General features: G+C 50.6%; 17 protein-coding genes. 5 read left to right on the plus strand and 12 right to left on the minus strand.

The features are described 5' to 3' along the window. Window positions 1-45: 45 nt before the first annotated feature. The gene (locus ACJMNB_RS01260) at window positions 46-636 is read left to right on the plus strand and encodes a toxin-antitoxin system YwqK family antitoxin (RefSeq protein WP_405338171.1); all 591 of its coding nucleotides are present in this window, start codon (window positions 46-48) and stop codon (window positions 634-636) included. Here ACJMNB_RS01260 and ACJMNB_RS01265 read toward each other — a convergent pair. From ACJMNB_RS01265 to ACJMNB_RS01310, 10 genes are all read right to left on the minus strand, one after another. Then, on the minus strand, window positions 633-1,466 hold the full coding sequence (locus tag ACJMNB_RS01265) for a metallophosphoesterase (RefSeq protein WP_405338173.1): 834 nt from the start codon (window positions 1,464-1,466) through the stop codon (window positions 633-635). The genes ACJMNB_RS01260 and ACJMNB_RS01265 overlap by 4 nt on opposite strands. Further along, window positions 1,456-2,178 carry a pseudouridine synthase gene (locus tag ACJMNB_RS01270; RefSeq protein WP_405338175.1) on the minus strand — a complete coding sequence of 241 codons (723 nt, stop codon included), beginning with the start codon at window positions 2,176-2,178 and terminating at the stop codon, window positions 1,456-1,458. Before ACJMNB_RS01270 ends, ACJMNB_RS01265 begins: the two co-directional genes overlap by 11 nt. Next, window positions 2,165-3,070: a phosphatase gene (locus ACJMNB_RS01275; RefSeq protein WP_405338177.1), complete on the minus strand. Its 906-nt coding sequence runs from the start codon at window positions 3,068-3,070 to the stop codon at window positions 2,165-2,167. Before ACJMNB_RS01275 ends, ACJMNB_RS01270 begins: the two co-directional genes overlap by 14 nt. Then, a complete protein-coding gene (locus tag ACJMNB_RS01280) occupies window positions 3,063-3,401 on the minus strand; it encodes a hypothetical protein (protein WP_405338179.1) in 339 nt (112 codons plus the stop codon). Before ACJMNB_RS01280 ends, ACJMNB_RS01275 begins: the two co-directional genes overlap by 8 nt. A 66-nt stretch (window positions 3,402-3,467) precedes the next feature. Beyond that, window positions 3,468-3,737, minus strand: coding sequence for a hypothetical protein (locus ACJMNB_RS01285; protein WP_405338181.1), 270 nt, complete (start codon window positions 3,735-3,737; stop codon window positions 3,468-3,470). 301 nt (window positions 3,738-4,038) lie between these two features. Next, on the minus strand, window positions 4,039-4,788 hold the full coding sequence (panB, locus tag ACJMNB_RS01290; protein ID WP_405338183.1) for a 3-methyl-2-oxobutanoate hydroxymethyltransferase: 750 nt from the start codon (window positions 4,786-4,788) through the stop codon (window positions 4,039-4,041). Next, window positions 4,767-5,549 carry a DNA repair protein RecO gene (gene recO, locus ACJMNB_RS01295; RefSeq protein WP_405338185.1) on the minus strand — a complete coding sequence of 261 codons (783 nt, stop codon included), beginning with the start codon at window positions 5,547-5,549 and terminating at the stop codon, window positions 4,767-4,769. The genes panB and recO overlap by 22 nt, the downstream gene beginning before the upstream one ends. A 103-nt stretch (window positions 5,550-5,652) precedes the next feature. After that, window positions 5,653-6,009 carry a histidine triad nucleotide-binding protein gene (locus tag ACJMNB_RS01300; protein WP_405338187.1) on the minus strand — a complete coding sequence of 119 codons (357 nt, stop codon included), beginning with the start codon at window positions 6,007-6,009 and terminating at the stop codon, window positions 5,653-5,655. Window positions 6,010-6,080: 71 nt separating this feature from the next. Next, window positions 6,081-6,875 carry a type IV pilin protein gene (locus ACJMNB_RS01305; RefSeq protein WP_405338189.1) on the minus strand — a complete coding sequence of 265 codons (795 nt, stop codon included), beginning with the start codon at window positions 6,873-6,875 and terminating at the stop codon, window positions 6,081-6,083. Window positions 6,876-6,918: 43 nt separating this feature from the next. Then, a complete protein-coding gene (locus ACJMNB_RS01310) occupies window positions 6,919-7,680 on the minus strand; it encodes a type II secretion system protein (RefSeq protein WP_405338191.1) in 762 nt (253 codons plus the stop codon). Between the two features lie 152 nt (window positions 7,681-7,832). Between ACJMNB_RS01310 and rffA the strand changes: the two genes are divergently transcribed. From rffA to ACJMNB_RS01330, 4 genes are read left to right on the plus strand one after another with little or no spacing between them, the layout of a single operon-like run. Continuing rightward, window positions 7,833-8,966, plus strand: a complete 1,134-nt coding sequence (gene rffA / locus ACJMNB_RS01315; RefSeq protein WP_405338193.1) for a dTDP-4-amino-4,6-dideoxygalactose transaminase — start codon at window positions 7,833-7,835, stop codon at window positions 8,964-8,966. Between the two features lie 32 nt (window positions 8,967-8,998). Continuing rightward, the gene (locus tag ACJMNB_RS01320; protein WP_405338195.1) at window positions 8,999-10,204 is read left to right on the plus strand and encodes an acetyl-CoA carboxylase biotin carboxylase subunit family protein; all 1,206 of its coding nucleotides are present in this window, start codon (window positions 8,999-9,001) and stop codon (window positions 10,202-10,204) included. Between the two features lie 44 nt (window positions 10,205-10,248). Further along, a complete protein-coding gene (locus tag ACJMNB_RS01325) occupies window positions 10,249-11,376 on the plus strand; it encodes a Gfo/Idh/MocA family protein (protein WP_405338197.1) in 1,128 nt (375 codons plus the stop codon). Further along, a complete protein-coding gene (locus ACJMNB_RS01330; RefSeq protein WP_405338199.1) occupies window positions 11,373-12,290 on the plus strand; it encodes a glycosyltransferase family 2 protein in 918 nt (305 codons plus the stop codon). Before ACJMNB_RS01325 ends, ACJMNB_RS01330 begins: the two co-directional genes overlap by 4 nt. On the opposite strand, the gene ACJMNB_RS01335 is transcribed toward ACJMNB_RS01330, so the two are convergent. Together ACJMNB_RS01335 and ACJMNB_RS01340 are read right to left on the minus strand one after the other, a co-directional pair. Further along, window positions 12,287-13,531, minus strand: a complete 1,245-nt coding sequence (locus ACJMNB_RS01335; RefSeq protein ID WP_405338201.1) for a hypothetical protein — start codon at window positions 13,529-13,531, stop codon at window positions 12,287-12,289. The genes ACJMNB_RS01330 and ACJMNB_RS01335 overlap by 4 nt on opposite strands. Beyond that, the gene (locus tag ACJMNB_RS01340) at window positions 13,531-15,252 is read right to left on the minus strand and encodes a hypothetical protein (RefSeq protein WP_405338203.1); all 1,722 of its coding nucleotides are present in this window, start codon (window positions 15,250-15,252) and stop codon (window positions 13,531-13,533) included. Before ACJMNB_RS01340 ends, ACJMNB_RS01335 begins: the two co-directional genes overlap by 1 nt. Between the last annotated feature and the right edge of the window lie 5 nt (window positions 15,253-15,257).

Raw genomic sequence — 15,257 nt, forward strand, 5'->3', positions numbered from 1 at the left:
TGGCAAAATACATAATTATTCGCGATATAGCTACATTTGTAACCGATGAAAACGTTAATTTCGTTGTCAATGTTGTGCATTTCGTGCTGTTTTGCTCAAACAGCGGTTCTTGACACGATAAAAGAATTTTACGCAGATAATACTCCGTCTCGTATCTATACCGTACAGAAGGGTTCTGATATTCGCGAGGGTGTGGCCTTCAGCTACCATCCCAATGGGAAAATTGCTATCGAGGCCCCGTATAAAAATGGCAAACTCGACGGCGTGTTCAGGAGCTATTTCGAAAACGGAAAAGTGTGGCAGACCATTGGCTACAAGAATGGCATCGAAGAAGGAATTTCGACAGTCTACTTTGAAAACGGCGTCAAGAAAAGTAAAGAAGTTTACCGCGGCGGCGTGCTCGACGGCATGACCGAAGAGTGGGATGACAAGGGACGTCTGCGGCGCAAGCTGCCGTACATGCGCGGGCAGCTACATGGTGTGGCAAAAATTTTTGATGACTTGGGCGGCCTCAAAGAAGAAATGAGGCTGGAACATGGTTTGCGTCAGGGACCGTATCGCCGCTACAACAAGGGCGTAATGGTACTCGAAGCGGAATTTGAACAAAATCGCTGCGTTAAAAACTGCGACTTTTAAGGGTATCCGGCCCACTCGGCTGCAACACTGGGCGATGCCTTGCGAATTTCTTTAGCGTGTTCGCTGTCATCGGCAAGGGCGATATCGCCGTTGGCAATTTTTGCCTTGATGTCTTCGAAAGTCTTGGGCTGCTTGGCTTCGGGCAACTGGTCGCCCGGCACAATGCAGGGAGCGTCAATGGCGGTTTTTGCCTTGTCTTTGACCGGAGTGTATTCGCGGGCGGCGGGCACTTCGTAGAATTTATCTTCTTCGGGGCACCAGGCCATCAGCTTTTTGCCGTATACGCAACCCGCGTCCAGCCCAATGAATCCGGGACGGTTCACGAATCCCATCTTGGCCCAATGTCCAAATACGATTGTCTTGTTCCAGTTAATTTGTTCAAACCATGGACGGTCATTCCAGTATCTTACGGATAAAATAACTTCTGGATCCATGTCCTCTAGTTTGACCTTGCCAGGTTCCAAACCGGCGTGAACCAGCAGTGCATGTGGGGTATCTCGCCACAGGGGCCAAGTACTTACTTCCGCAGCGATGGCGTGCCAGGTTTCCATGGGGAGCTTCGCGAATCGGGCGCGCTGTTTCTCGGTCCAGCCGCTTTCGGGCAGTTCCAGCGCACGAATCAAGTGCTCTTCGTGATTGCCGCGCACCGTGAGGATTCCGTTGTCCTTCACGAACTTCAAAGCCCGCAACATGTCGGGGCCTTTGTTGATGATGTCGCCGGTCTGGTACAGGGTGTCTTTGCCGCGCACAAAACCGAATGCATCTACGATGCGCTCCAGTTCGTCGGCGCAACCATGTACATCACCGATGTAAAGAGTCCTACTTGACATGAACCGCCTGTCGGACTTTGTTGAGTTCGTCGGCGGTGAGTTCTCGGAATTCGCCGGCGGGCAAGTCGCCCAAGGTCAGCTTGCAGTAGCTCACGCGCTTCAGGTCGCGAATCTCGTAGCCCACGGCGCGCATCATGCGACGGATTTCGCGGTTCTTGCCTTCGATCAGCACGAGTTCGGCGAAGCCCTTCTCTAAATAAATGTCGGTGGCGAATGCGATTTCTTCTTGTTCGGCGCCTTCTTCACGAATGTCTACGCCGTCCACCAGCTTTTGTGCGGCGTGCTCGCTCAGCGGGCGGTCTGTCCACACGTAGTAACTACGGGGAATTTCGTAGCTGGGGTGTGTCAGGCGATGCAACAGTTCACCGTCGTCAGTAAACAGCAACAGTCCGCGGCTCTGCAAGTCAAGACGTCCCACGTATTTTAAGCTTTGGTAGGCGGGTGGCAAGTAATCGTACACCGTGCGGCGGCCCTGCGGGTCGGTTTTGGTGCATACGCAGCCGGCCGGCTTGTGGAACATGATGGTTGTCGTCTTGCGGGGGAGTCGAGCGGGCTTGCCGTCGACCACGACGTTGTCAGCGTTCTCGTCCACCTGGTGGCCGAGATCCTTAATTGTTTCGCCGTTCACCTGCACGCGACCTTCTTCAATCAAGGTGTCGGCGGCACGACGGCTCGCAATACCACAGAGAGAAATAAACTTATTGATTCTCATATAATAAACCGAACCTCAGGCCTGCTGTACTTATCTTAAATGTTTCGACGCGGAGTTTTTCGAGCAATGACTTCAGCCAGAACAGTCCGCAAATAATCACTTCGTGGCGGCCATTTTCAAGGCCGGGGAGCATGGCGCGGAGTTCCTTGGACAAGTTGGAGATGCGCGTGGTCACGGCATCCAGGTCGCTAATGGAAAGTTCCAAACCTTCGATAGCCTTGTAGTCGAACTGTTGCTTGTTCAGATAAACCATGGCGAGTGCCGTGCCTGTGCCACCGATCAGGTACACCGGCTTCTTGGTCATGCCCTTGAAGCTCACTTCCTTGAAGGTTTCCTTCACGAACTTCTTGTATTCCGGGCCGGGGATGGGGCCCATGGCCTTGAACATCTTGAGTGCGCCCACCGGAATCGAGAACGTGTTGTCGCCGTTGCTGAGTTCCGTGGAACCTCCACCAATGTCGATGGTCACCAGGCCTTCGCCGTGCCATTCCTTCACGGAGCGGTAGGTGAGCTTGCCTTCTTCTTCGCCGCTGATGATTCGTGGCTTAATCCAGAGCGCCTTTTCCACAGCGGCAATCACTTCGTCCGGGTTCTCGGCGTTGCGCATGGCTTCGGTCATCACTGCGGCCTTGAGGTTTGCGCCCAGTGCATGCAAGTCCATGCGGAACTTGGTCATGATATCTTCCAGTTCCTTGATTCGTTTCTCGGTAATGGCGCCGTGTTCATAAATGTCTTCACCCAGGCGGCAGACTTCCACCTTCTGCAGTTTTGGGACCAGCACCTTGCGCGGGGCGGCTCCTTCTTCAGCGGCGGGTGCATCTTCGAATGCCGCAATGAGCAAAATGCAGCTGTGGCTTCCGATATCGACGGTCGCAATCAATTTATTATCCATTTTTCGCCTCGTCGCTGTTGCTCCTCGCAATGACGTTGTTTTTGATTTTTTCAGCGAGTTTCGCCGGGTTCATCAAAAATTCTTTTGCGAAGGCGATGGCTTCTTCTATAATAGAATCCGGGTGCTTGCCATTCCAGCTGGCGACCAGATCGCCCGATTCGCTACCCAGTTCTTTGCCTTCGCGGAGTTCTTGCCCCATTTTCAAGGCCAACAGCAGCCCCAGTTCAAAGGCGCGGGGTTCTGTTTTGCCCTCTAAAAGTTTTTCCACGCGCTCGATGCGCTGTTCGTAGGGGATTTTTTCTAATTCGGCAAGGTCTTTTTCGGAAATCATAACCCAAAAATAGAAAACGAGCCTCGGAGTTATCCGAGGCTCGCCAACAAAGGAGAATCTTGAAGATTACTTCTTCTTTGCAGCCTTCTTAGCAACCGGCTTCTTAGCAGCGGCCGGCTTCTTGGCGGCAGCGGGCTTCTTAGCAGCAGCCGGCTTCTTAGCGGCGGCGGGCTTCTTAGCAGCAGCCGGCTTCTTAGCAGCGGCGGGCTTCTTAGCAGCAGCCGGCTTCTTGGCAGCGGCGGGCTTCTTAGCAGCAGCCGGCTTCTTAGCGGCAGCGGGTTTCTTAGCAGCGGCCGGCTTCTTAGCGGCAGCCTTCTTAACAGTCTTAGTAGCCATTTTTTTCTTCCTTATGGTTATGTTGTGAATTAGCTGTGTATAAAATAACTTATTTTCACAAATAATCAACACCTTTTTCAAAAAAAATTAAAAAAAAGTTGTTTTTTTACAAAAAAAAGATTATGAAGTGATGATTTTCACTTTTCAATTTCTATTGTTAATTTATCTGAAATTTAAGAAGTGCTTGCTACTCAATGCGTTAGGAATGTTAAGACGTTTTTGAACGATGCTGAAAAGAAAACACGCTCGCGTGATTGCGAGCGTGAGGAGCGATTAACTTGGAGAATAATGAGCTAAGGACTTACTTTCCTACGCTTTGCACACTCTCTATATACTTCTTGAAGCCTTCGACACCAAGGCTGAACATGTCGACGAACTTGGTGGCGAAGGGGGGATTCTTGCGCTGGTGCATGCCGAGGGCGTCGTGCATCACGAGCACCTGGCCGTCGGTGAACTTTCCGCCGCCAATGCCGATGGTTACGGCACTCACCATACCAGTAATCTTGGTGCCCAGCTCTTCGGGAATGTGTTCCAACACCATCTCGAAGCATCCCAGGTCATCGGTGAACTTGGCTGCCTTGATGATGGCGGCCGCTTCTTCTTCGGTGCGGCCCTTCTGCTTGAAGTTTTCGGCCGTCTGAGGTAAAAGTCCGTGGTGAGCGCACACCGGAATGTCGTGGCTGCGCAAAAATTCAATCACGCCTTCGGGAGTGCCTTCCAACTTGATGCTAGCGGCACCTAAGTCCATGAAACGCCTAGCGTTATCATAAGCCGTTTGCGGATCCTTGTCGCTCAGGTAGGGCATGTCGGCCACCACGTGGGTGTTGGGGGCTCCGCGGCAAACTGCCGCCACAAAAATCTGCATCTCGTTCATGCCGATGTCGCTCGTCTTCTTGTAGCCGAGCATGGTGTTTGCGAGACTGTCGCCTACCAAAATCTGGTCGACGCCTGCCGCCTCTGCCATCTGGGCAAAAGCGTAGTCGTAGGCCGTAATCATCGAAACTTTTTCGCCCTTTTGCTTCTTGTTCTTTATGTCGATTGGGCTGAGCATAACTTACGAACCTCCTGTAGCCAAGAAAGGGAATGGATTTCTTTCAGGAATCCGATGTGATTGCGCAGATAAGATAGCAAAGCGTTCTCCACGAAAACGCGCCCCGTGAGTTTTTGTAACGCCTGCTCGGGGTTGTTTTGTGCTAAATTCAGTTCCCAGAGCCCCTGTAAAGTCTCTGCGCGGGCCCTTGCGCTCTGTACGCCCTGGCAATGCTTGCAAATGAGCGCTCCCGATTCCGGGAAAAAGTCTGCCGCAGGTTCCGTGAGTACCTTTTCGCAACGACTGCACACACCAAGTTCCAGGTGGTAACCCCACAAGTCGCTAATGTTCAGCAACCAGCGAGAAAATACCGACTCGGCGCTTGTTGTTCCCGTGGCGCCTGCAGGGGAGTCGAACTCCTTGAGGGCCTGCTCCAGGAGGGCGAACTCTTCGGGAATTGGGGTGGCCGGCGGTGCATATCGCAACACGATCTCTGCCATCACCTGCGCAACTGCCAAGTTCAACAGGGAATTCCGTAGTTCGCCGTGCCAGTCGATAATCGAGGCCTCTTTAATGAACTGCAGCTCGGTATTCGGGTTTTGCCGGAACACCACCTCAGAAAGGGCCAACGGGTCGAGCGCCCCCTTGAAGGGGGATTCCTTGCGCTTGGCGCCCTTGATAATAAAACTCACCACGCCACACTCTTCCGTGAGCGCTTTCACTATAAAGCTCGAGTCGCTGTACGCATACCGGTGCAGCACGATAGCTCTAGTTTTTATCATAATGCTAGTGCAACGCAAACGTCATTGCGAGCGTAGCGATATACGATACTAAGCAACTTGTTGCTTTAGTAGAGTTAGGTTCGAAGGAGCAGCAATCCATTCGTTACTTATTCGGGAACGGGGGCCAACCCATGGTTTGGCCGCCGAGCACGTGCAGGTGGATATGGAACACCGTCTGGCCAGCGTCGGCCTTGCAGTTGAACACGAAACGTGCGCCGGATTCTTCGATGCCGAGTTCCTTTGCGATAATTTGTGCGCGGTAGAGCATCTTGCCCACGAGCTCGCAGTCGGTCGGCTGCATGTCCATGATGGTCGAAATGTGGCGCTTGGGCACTACCAGAAAATGTACTGGGGCCTGCGGAGCAATGTCGTAGAAGGCGAACACGTCGTCGTCTTCGTAGATTTTCTTGGAAGGGATTTCACCCTTGATGATTTTGCAGAAAAGACAGTTTTCACTCATAATGAGTATAAAGTAGTAAAAAGAAAGGCCGCCCGTATTTCTATAGGGCGACCAAGAAGGGCGGTAGAGGGCTAGTATTTGCAGAGGCCAGTTTCAGTAGAGAAACAGGTTCCTTGGCGTGTTGTGAACGGGTATCCTTTGTCGGAGCCCTGTGCGGACTGGAAAAAAACTTCAAGAGAATGGGACTTTGGGTTTCCTTTAGACCATCTGATTTTAAAGTTGTACCTGTTTTGCCCGCCGACTCCGGTTTTAGCTGCGGTGGGGTCTCCATTCAGGGCTCTACTGATAAAAAGAGGTTTGGTTGGGAAAGTTCTCCACCAGTCTTGATTGTTGATTTTTACTTTGTAGGCTGTGTAACCTTTGTCCTTTTTATAATTCCCGGTTTGTCTGTCGATGAGAATGTTGGCAATAGCGTCGAAACCAGCATCTCTAAGAGCGTCGCTCCAAAAGCTTTCGCTAGTAAGGACGCCGCACATGTTCTGGTTGTCTGTGATTCTATTTTTGTTGTCTGGTTGAAAATTGGCGGGGAGTTCATCATGTAATTCCATAATGAACAGTGTAACACCATCTTCGGAGGCTAACCATTTGCTTAAGTTCTCTTTGCTGTTTTGTCTACCACTGCATTTTGTCGATTCGTCTAGACGAAGTACGTCGTCTTCGTACAAGGCTCTGTCAAGAGCGTCACGTACGTAATAAAGTTTCATTAGGTCAATTTTTTGTCTTGATTTTTCGATATAGTCTGTGAGTTGTGGTACGGCTACGCCCGAAAGCAGGTTGATAATGATAATGACTACCATCAACTCGATAATTGTAAAACCGCCTTTCCAACGGTTTCGGGTTGTTTTTTTTGAAACCTTAGTCAGCATTAGATTTCCCCTTCTTGAGGTTCAATACCTTAAATATAATTTTTTATCTACAGGGCAGTGTGGAGAAACATGTCCCTTGCTTGCTGACAAGCCCCTTTCCGTTTTTGCTGTCGGTTGCAAAATAGACTTCAAGTGAATGGCTTTGGGGGTTTCCGCCTGCCCACTTGACGTATAATACAATTGAGGCGTTAGATGCGGTAACCTGTGTAGGGTCATTCTTAAGATAGTTGCTTACGAATATGGGCTGTGTGGGGTATGTTCTCCACCAAGAATTGTTCATGTCATTCTTTTGGGCGGTATATGTCTTTGAATTAGTGTTGATTTTGTCGCCGTTGGCTCTATCTTTAATGATGTCCGCAACGGCCCCGAATCCGGCGTCTTTCAAAGCATCGCTCCAGAAACCGCCCGAAAACAGCAAACCGCACATGTTGTTGGTTTTTGCGGAACTGTGCACACCTTGGTAATTTGCAGGCATATAACTACTGCGTTGAATAATGAATAATCCCAAACCGTATTTAAGTCCAGAGTCTAACTGGGCTTTGCTGACGTTACCGCAAGAACCGTATGTGCCTTCGTTTATATCGTCGTATTCGCCTTCGTATAGGGCTCGGTTCAGTGCATCGCGTAAATAATACAACTTCATCACGTCAAGTCTTTGGCGCGTTCTTTCGATCATATCAGTGAGTTTCGGTACGGCTACGCCCGAAAGCAGGTTGACAATAATAATGACCACCATCAATTCTACAAGAGTAAAACCAGCCTTTCGGTTGTTTCGGGTTGCGCTATTTAAAACCTTAGTCAGCATAAGATTCCCCTTCTTGAGGATTAATACTATAAATATAAAGTAAAACTTTACATAGGTCTGTGATTTGTAACAATAATATGATTTTTTTCTTATTCCAATTTGGAATAAAAATGGCGAAAAAGAGGCCTTTTTTGTTTATATTTACGCAAGTTATGAGAATTCCTTTCAACCAGCCGCCGTTTGTGGGGCCAGAAATTGATTATGTGAAGCAGGCCGTGCAGAGCGGGCGTATTTGCGGTGACGGACAGTTCAACCAAAAATGCCATGCTTGGCTGCAGGCAAAAACGGGTTGCGCCCGAGCGCTGTTGACCACCAGTTGCACCCATGCGCTGGAGATGTCGGCATTGCTTTGCGGGATTCAGCCCGGCGACGAAGTCATTATGCCGTCGTTCACGTTTGTTTCTACCGCCGATGCTTTTGCCATGCGCGGAGCCAAGTGCGTGTTCGTGGACATTCGCCCCGATACAATGAATCTGGACGAGAAGCTGGTTGAGGCAGCCATTACCGAAAAGACCAAGGCGATAGTTCCAGTGCATTACGCGGGCGTGGCTTGCGAAATGGATACCATCAACGAGATAGCCAAACGCCATGGACTCTTTGTGATCGAAGATGCCGCTCAGGGAATGATGTCCACCTACAAGGGCCGCTCGCTTGGCGCTTTGGGCGACTTCGGTTGCTTCAGCTATCACGAGACCAAGAATTACAGCATGGGCGAAGGCGGCGCAATCCTCATTAAAGACAAAAAGTTCGCCGACCACGCCGAAATCATTCGCGAGAAAGGCACCAACCGTGTGCAATTCCACCGCGGCGAAGTGGACAAGTACACTTGGGTGGAACTTGGCTCCAGCTATTTGCCCAGCGAATTGAATGCAGCTTACCTTTACGCCGAGCTAGAGAACGCGCAAAAGATTTACGACAACCGCATGGCCAGCTGGAATGCTTACCGCGAACGCCTGCAATGCCTGGTCGACGCGGGTGACTTGCAGTTGCCCTACATTCCGGCGGAATGCGTGCACAACGCCCACATGTTCTACTTGAAGGTGGCCGATTTAAAGACCCGCACCGCACTCATCGCGCACTTGGTCAAGAACGAAATTCTGGCGGTGTTCCATTACGTGCCGCTCCATAACGCACCTGCTGGCAAACGCTTTGGACGATTCTATGGCGAAGACGTGTACACCACCCGCGAAAGCGACCGTCTACTGCGACTGCCCATGTTCTACGGACTCAAGTCCGAAGATTTAGACTTTGTCTGCAATAAGGTGAAGGAATTCTTCGGAAGATAAAGGACCAAACACGTCATTGCGAGCGAAATGAAATGGAGCGAAGCAATCCAAAAAAATTATTACTTCTCGGCGGTAGCCACGCCGAAATTCCGCTGATCAAAGCCGCCCAAGAAATGGGCTGGTTCGTGATTACGACAGGCAACGCCCGCGAAGGCTTGGGCCACCCCTACGCCGACAAGAATGTATTTGCAGACTTTAGCGACAAAGAAGCCATGCTTGAACTGGCGCGGGCCGAGGGCGTAAGCGCCGTTTGTTCCGGCTGCAATGACTTCGCCCTACTTTCGACCGTTTATGTTTGCGAAAAACTGGGACTCCCCGGGCACGACAGTTTCGCCACCTCCCTAGAAATTCACCATAAGGATAAGTACCGCGCCCTTGCTACACGACTCGGCATCCCGACACCGCGAGCAATTACCGTCCGTAATGAGCAGGAATTCGAAACCGCGATTTCTACGCTGACGTTCCCGATTATCGTCAAGCCGGTGGACCTTACCGGTGGTAAAGGCATTCACCGTGCCGCAAACGCAGAAGAAGCCCGCGCAGCCTACAAAGATGCCACCAGCCGCACCCGCGAAGACCACGTGGTGGTAGAAGAGTTCGTGATCGGCACGAACCACGGATTTTCTGCCATGCTCGTGAAAGGCAAAGTGGCATTCGCCTTCTCGGACAACGAGCAATACTTTGTCAACAAGTACTTGGTGAGTGGCGCAAACACGCCCAGCACCACCGCAGTCGAAGGCCTTGCAAAACTCCGCGAATATAGCGAACGCATTGCCAGCGAGCTGAACCTGGTCGACGGTATTTTGCATATTCAGTACATTGAGCGAGCCGACGGCACACCCGTTATCATCGAAATTTGCCGCCGCCCTCCTGGAGACTTGTACATCAAATTCGTGAAGTACGCCACCGGCGTGGACTACCCGAAATTCATTATCATGGCTGAAACTGGCGAAGATATTTCTGGAATCACCGATGTGTCCACCCAAGGTTTCTGGCTGCGGCACTGCATTATGGCTGGGCCCGAAATTGAAAACGGAAGCACCGTTCGCGACGTCACCTTCGCGCCTGAAATTCAAGGGAACATTGTCGAAAAATTCTTGTGGTACAAGGCTGGCGAAACCATCGCCGACAAGTTGACTTACAAAGCGGGCATTGTCTTCTTTAAGTTCGACTCACTCGCTGAGATGCAAGACAAAACCGCACGTATGCCCGAACTGGCCAAAATTGCGATTTTTTAGGCTGCGAGCGCCCTTTTTGTAAAAATTATCCTATATTCCTTTTCATGAAGAAGGAACCTTATCAGATAGCCTTTATTGGCGGTGGCATCAATTCTGCCATCGGTGAAGTCCACAAAGCCGCAAGCCAGATGGACGGGCATTTTGAATTAGTGGCAGGAGCATTCAGCACCCATGCCGAGACCAACCGTAAAACCTCCGAAACTTGGGGCGTTACCGCAGAACGCACCTACGCCAACTACCGCGAACTTTTAGAAGCCGAAAAAGGCAAGCTCGACGCCGTCGTAGTGCTCGCCCCCACCGATTTGCATAAAGACATCGTGATTGACGCCCTGCGCGCCGGGTTCCCCGTGATTTGCGAAAAGTCGCTCGCCACCAGCTTTGAAGAAGGCGAAGAAATCGCCAAAGTCGTCGCCGAGACCAAAGGCTTTTTCTGCACGACCTACAACTACACCGGCTACCCCATGATTCGCGAACTCAAGCAATTCATAGCCGACGGCAAATTGGGCAAAATCCAGCAGGTGCAAGTGGAAATGCCGCAAGAAGGCTTTATGCGCCTGGGCACCAACAACGAACCGCCCAAGCCCCAGAGCTGGCGCCTGAAAGACACCGTGATTCCGAAAATCTCGCTGGACCTGGGCAGCCACCTGCACAACATGATTTACTTTTTGACCGGCGAACGACCGGAACGCATTGTAGCCGACCAAGCCACCTTCGGACTCTTCCCGCAAATTGTGGACAACGTGGGGGCATTGGCGCAATACACCAACAACGTTCGCGCACAAATTTGGTTTAGCAAAACAGCGCTCGGCAACCGCAATGGTCTGCGCATTCGCGTTTACGGTAGCGAAGGTAGCGCCGAATGGTTCCAGCTGGAACCCGAAACTTTAAAGACCTGCGACCTGCGAGGCAACGTGAGCCTGCGAGACCGCACCGGCGACGTAAAAATCGCAAACCAGCAGCGTTACAACCGCTTTAAGGCCGGCCACCCCGCCGGATTCATCGAAGCATTTGCCAACTATTACAAAGACATTGCCGATTGCTTGGGCCAGTACTTTGCCAACGGTAGCTTTACCAGCCAATACGTATGTGGTATTCGCGCCTCGCTGGAAGGCCTCGCCATGATGCAAGCCGCTGCACGTTCCGCTCAAAGCAACAAGTGGGAAAACCTATGAAACTCTCGTTTGTAATTCCCTGCTACCGTAGCGAAAATACTATTGGCACCGTGGTACAAGAAATCCGCGATACCATCGCGACCCGCCCTGGCACCGACTACGAAATCGTTCTAGTGAACGACTGCAGCCCCGACGGAGTTTGGCAAGTCATTAAGCAACTGGCCGCAAGCGACAATCACATTAAAGGAATTTGCCTCGCCAAAAACTTCGGCCAGCACAGCGCCCTAATGGCCGGCTACGCCCAAGCCACCGGCGACTACATTATTAGTCTCGATGATGACGGACAGACCCCCGCCAGCGAAAGCTTTAAACTCGTCGACAAACTGGAAGAAGGCTACGACGTGGTTTACGGCTATTACAAACATTGCAGGCAGCACCTGTTCCGCCGCTTTGGCACCTGGGTCAACAAGAAAATGGCCGAGACTATCATCGGCCAACCCAAGACGCTGCAAACCACAAGTTTCTTTATTATGCGCAAGCTCATTGTCGATGAAATTGTGCGCTACCCCAACCCCTTTGCCTACATTAGTGGCCTTGTTTTCCGTGCCACCAAGAACCTGGGCAACGTCGAAGTGCAACACCGCCGTCGCCTTGAAGGTGAATCGGGTTACACCATTGCAGGGCTCATCGGGCTTTGGATCAACGGCTTTACCGCCTTCTCCGTGAAGCCCTTACGCGCCGCCACCTTTATCGGCCTATTCTGCGCTGTGATTGGTTTTGCCGCAGGCCTTTTCGTGATTTACAAGAAACTCATGTTCCCCGAAGTTCCTGTGGGATACACCAGCATGCTCGCCACCCTGCTCTTTGTGGGCGGCATGATTATGCTACTGCTTGGTCTCATTGGCGAATACGTGGGCCGCATTTACATCAGCATCAACCAATCGCCGCAATACGTGGTGCGGGAACGCGTTTAATTCAACACAACGAACGGCACCCAGCGTTTGTAGAACTTCTCCTGGAACTTTAACGGAGAAAGTATCGGGTTGTGGTCGCCCTGCACAATAAAGCGCACATCCGGGTGTTTTTTCGCAAGGTTTGCCACCAGTTGCAACGTACCCGTCAAGCGTTCGGTATAAGCGGAGTCCACTGCGGCAACATCTATCCTGTAGGGGTCCTTGAACCCTTGCAACGGGAACTTGGTATCTAGCGTTGTCCAAGCGATAAACCGCGAAGCAGTATCCTGTACAATCAGCAAACTATCAAGCAACGCAGCCGATTCGTGGTCCGCACGCGCTCCATAGAAAGCCTCGTCAAAGCCTACATTGCGAATGTACTTGTTACGCATTTGCACCAAGCTATCGCCGCCGTAAATAAACTGCGTTTTTACGCCTTGGGCTCGCAACACCTGCGGCAAAAACACCGTATCACGACGCCCTGCGGAATCTCGCGCCACTTGGAAAATCAAGTCTTCACGCTCGGCAGTTCGCGTGCGGCTATACATACGGTGGTGCACCCCCACCTGCGTTGCCACCCCATCAAAAATCTGCAACTGTTTTGCAAAACGATTCGTATCTAGCGGTATGCCCCAACTTTCCACAAGTACCAGCACATTGGTCTTGGTAGAATCGATAAAGCCCCGGGTAATGGTCGCCGAATCGGTAGTAAAGTACTTCGCCTTAAAAGATTCCGGCAGACTATCGCGAGCCACCGGTTTGGGGACCGTACGACTCATGTAGTCCACCACCGGGAACTGAGCCAACGGCTGCGCCGCATAATGGTTGTAGGCAAACAAGTGCGCAATCAACGCCACAAACAGAATGAACGAAATGGCGCTCGCACTAAAGGGCTTGACCTTCCACATCATAGCCATGGCAAGGCCGCAAGTTACAAAAGGCAACGCACCATACCAGCCCGTAGCCCAGCCCTTAATGGCCAACAAGTTCTGCACGTCTAGCCAAGCGACAAACACCATCGCTGCCGCAATAGCCACAAGTAATAACATCAAAATAGATCGCTTCACGTTTTTACAAAACGCTCGCAATGACGTTAGCGAGCTTACTCGAATTTTGCTTTTTACTAATGCAAAAAGCATCAGCAAGCAAAATTCTTCGTAACCGAAAAGACCACGGACAATGTCTTGCCCCTTTTCAAACGTTAGCAAGAAGGGCACAATGGTAATCAGGGCGCTAGCTATTAACGGGTAAAGGAGTTTCATTATTCCACCTCCTTTGCCGCCGAATCCGCAACTTGAACTAAACGGTACTTAAAGAACGTCATCTCACCGATTTCTTTAAGGGTATCCACCGCAACGCTATCGTAGTAATGGCGCTGCAAAAAGTCAGACAGCCGCCCCTCATTAATTACGATTACGTTATCGCGAATAACATCTTTAATGGGGTTGGTGATTCCGAAATCTGCAAGAGCTTGCGTAATTTCCGGCAAGTAAGGAGTCCAATAACCGAAAGACACTGTACGGCGGTAGCTGCCAATGGGTTCTGCTAAGTAGGGCGGATTCTTGTGATGGCTAAACCGCATGTAAGCGTTCATGCTCAACAAGAACATCTTATCCGGCTGACTGTCAATATAGGCAAATACCTGATTATAATCTGTAGAATCTTCAATAGCTAGGGTACGGAGTTCGCCAGAGCCCGGTCCACGAACCAGCTTGCCGCTAGTGGCGTAAGTAAATACGTTTGCAAAAGCAATCACAGCTACCGCTACAACTACCAACTTACGCGGCAAATCATGATGGAATAGCCCCCATAACGGTACTGCAAGCACAGCCGCATAAAGCCAAAAACCGCTTTCTACACAATATATCAGTCGACTCATTGCAAGCAGTATGGACATCAGATACAAGATTACCCCTAGGCTGGCCCACAAATACAAAAAATTTTGACAGTTGGTAGCCCAAATTAGCAAGCAGAAAATGAACCACATCCAAAACAACGGTGATTGTAACGAATGGCCCAGAGCACTCAACAACAAACGTGGAATATCGCCATGTTCTATCTTATCGCGGTAAGCTCCAATCACATCAACTATTGCTCGCATGCTGTCGGCAGCAAATGTTTCGGTATCATAGAAAATCCATTCGGTAAGCATGTGGTAATCAATGCCAGACTTACCCATTTCTTCTAAATCTTCATAAGCAGCATTATGATTGAAGTAATTGGCCTCACCTAAAAAAGCTCGTGGTTCCTGAACATCCACATAAGGAGCGTATTCCGCATTTTTATACAAAGACACATCAAAATGGTGCATGGCATAGGCACCGGCGAACATTATCGCAAGGCTGGTCATCGTAACCCACTTAAACTTCCAACATTGTTTTAGATTAAACAGCAACCCTATGCAAAAGAATGGCATCCCCATCAAGAATGCCTGCCACCGCATCACAGAGCCCCAAAGCAGCAGAACAACTCCGATAGACAACACTAGAGCCTGCCCCGGACTTAATCCGGGGTCATTGCGAGCCCCTTTAGGGGGGCGGCAATCCACCACAGCATGGGTGAATAAGAGCATCCCTGCGGCGCTTAAAATAGAGGCGCACTGGGTAAACTGGATTACCAAGTAAAAATCGCTAGCGAACATGGCTGTAAAAAGCGTCGCCAGCAAAAGTCCCCAACGTTTGCCACACTTACGCAATAGCACGTAACCAATCGCCGTAAAAGACACAAAGACAGCAAACATTTCGCCAATGTAGTACCACCCCATTTTAGGGAACAAATGGTATAACGGTAACAAGGCGTAGCCGTAAATAGCGTTCACAAAAAGCATATGCGGGTTATAATCCGTGCCGTGGGCGCCGGTCAACACCGCCGCCATAAAATAGTCATCTACAGCCCCAAATTTGATATCGCCAAAGACAAGGCAAAGTGCCAAAAAGAATAGGTTGATTGCGACCGAATACAAAAATGTACGTTTAAAAGGCATGTAAG

It is taken from the genome of Fibrobacter sp. (assembly GCF_045131395.1).
In the GTDB taxonomy this organism is placed as follows: domain Bacteria; phylum Fibrobacterota; class Fibrobacteria; order Fibrobacterales; family Fibrobacteraceae; genus Fibrobacter.

Coding starts and splice junctions, on each gene's coding strand:
- ACJMNB_RS01260 (WP_405338171.1), top strand. CDS start 46: ATGAAAACGTTAATTTCGTTGTCAATGTTGTGCATTTCGTGCTGTTTT.
- ACJMNB_RS01265 (WP_405338173.1), bottom strand. CDS start 1,466: ATGTCAAGTAGGACTCTTTACATCGGTGATGTACATGGTTGCGCCGAC.
- ACJMNB_RS01270 (WP_405338175.1), bottom strand. CDS start 2,178: ATGAGAATCAATAAGTTTATTTCTCTCTGTGGTATTGCGAGCCGTCGT.
- ACJMNB_RS01275 (WP_405338177.1), bottom strand. CDS start 3,070: ATGGATAATAAATTGATTGCGACCGTCGATATCGGAAGCCACAGCTGC.
- ACJMNB_RS01280 (WP_405338179.1), bottom strand. CDS start 3,401: ATGATTTCCGAAAAAGACCTTGCCGAATTAGAAAAAATCCCCTACGAA.
- ACJMNB_RS01285 (WP_405338181.1), bottom strand. CDS start 3,737: ATGGCTACTAAGACTGTTAAGAAGGCTGCCGCTAAGAAGCCGGCCGCT.
- panB (WP_405338183.1), bottom strand. CDS start 4,788: ATGCTCAGCCCAATCGACATAAAGAACAAGAAGCAAAAGGGCGAAAAA.
- recO (WP_405338185.1), bottom strand. CDS start 5,549: ATGATAAAAACTAGAGCTATCGTGCTGCACCGGTATGCGTACAGCGAC.
- ACJMNB_RS01300 (WP_405338187.1), bottom strand. CDS start 6,009: ATGAGTGAAAACTGTCTTTTCTGCAAAATCATCAAGGGTGAAATCCCT.
- ACJMNB_RS01305 (WP_405338189.1), bottom strand. CDS start 6,875: ATGCTGACTAAGGTTTCAAAAAAAACAACCCGAAACCGTTGGAAAGGC.
- ACJMNB_RS01310 (WP_405338191.1), bottom strand. CDS start 7,680: ATGCTGACTAAGGTTTTAAATAGCGCAACCCGAAACAACCGAAAGGCT.
- rffA (WP_405338193.1), top strand. CDS start 7,833: ATGAGAATTCCTTTCAACCAGCCGCCGTTTGTGGGGCCAGAAATTGAT.
- ACJMNB_RS01320 (WP_405338195.1), top strand. CDS start 8,999: ATGGAGCGAAGCAATCCAAAAAAATTATTACTTCTCGGCGGTAGCCAC.
- ACJMNB_RS01325 (WP_405338197.1), top strand. CDS start 10,249: ATGAAGAAGGAACCTTATCAGATAGCCTTTATTGGCGGTGGCATCAAT.
- ACJMNB_RS01330 (WP_405338199.1), top strand. CDS start 11,373: ATGAAACTCTCGTTTGTAATTCCCTGCTACCGTAGCGAAAATACTATT.
- ACJMNB_RS01335 (WP_405338201.1), bottom strand. CDS start 13,531: ATGAAACTCCTTTACCCGTTAATAGCTAGCGCCCTGATTACCATTGTG.
- ACJMNB_RS01340 (WP_405338203.1), bottom strand. CDS start 15,252: ATGCCTTTTAAACGTACATTTTTGTATTCGGTCGCAATCAACCTATTC.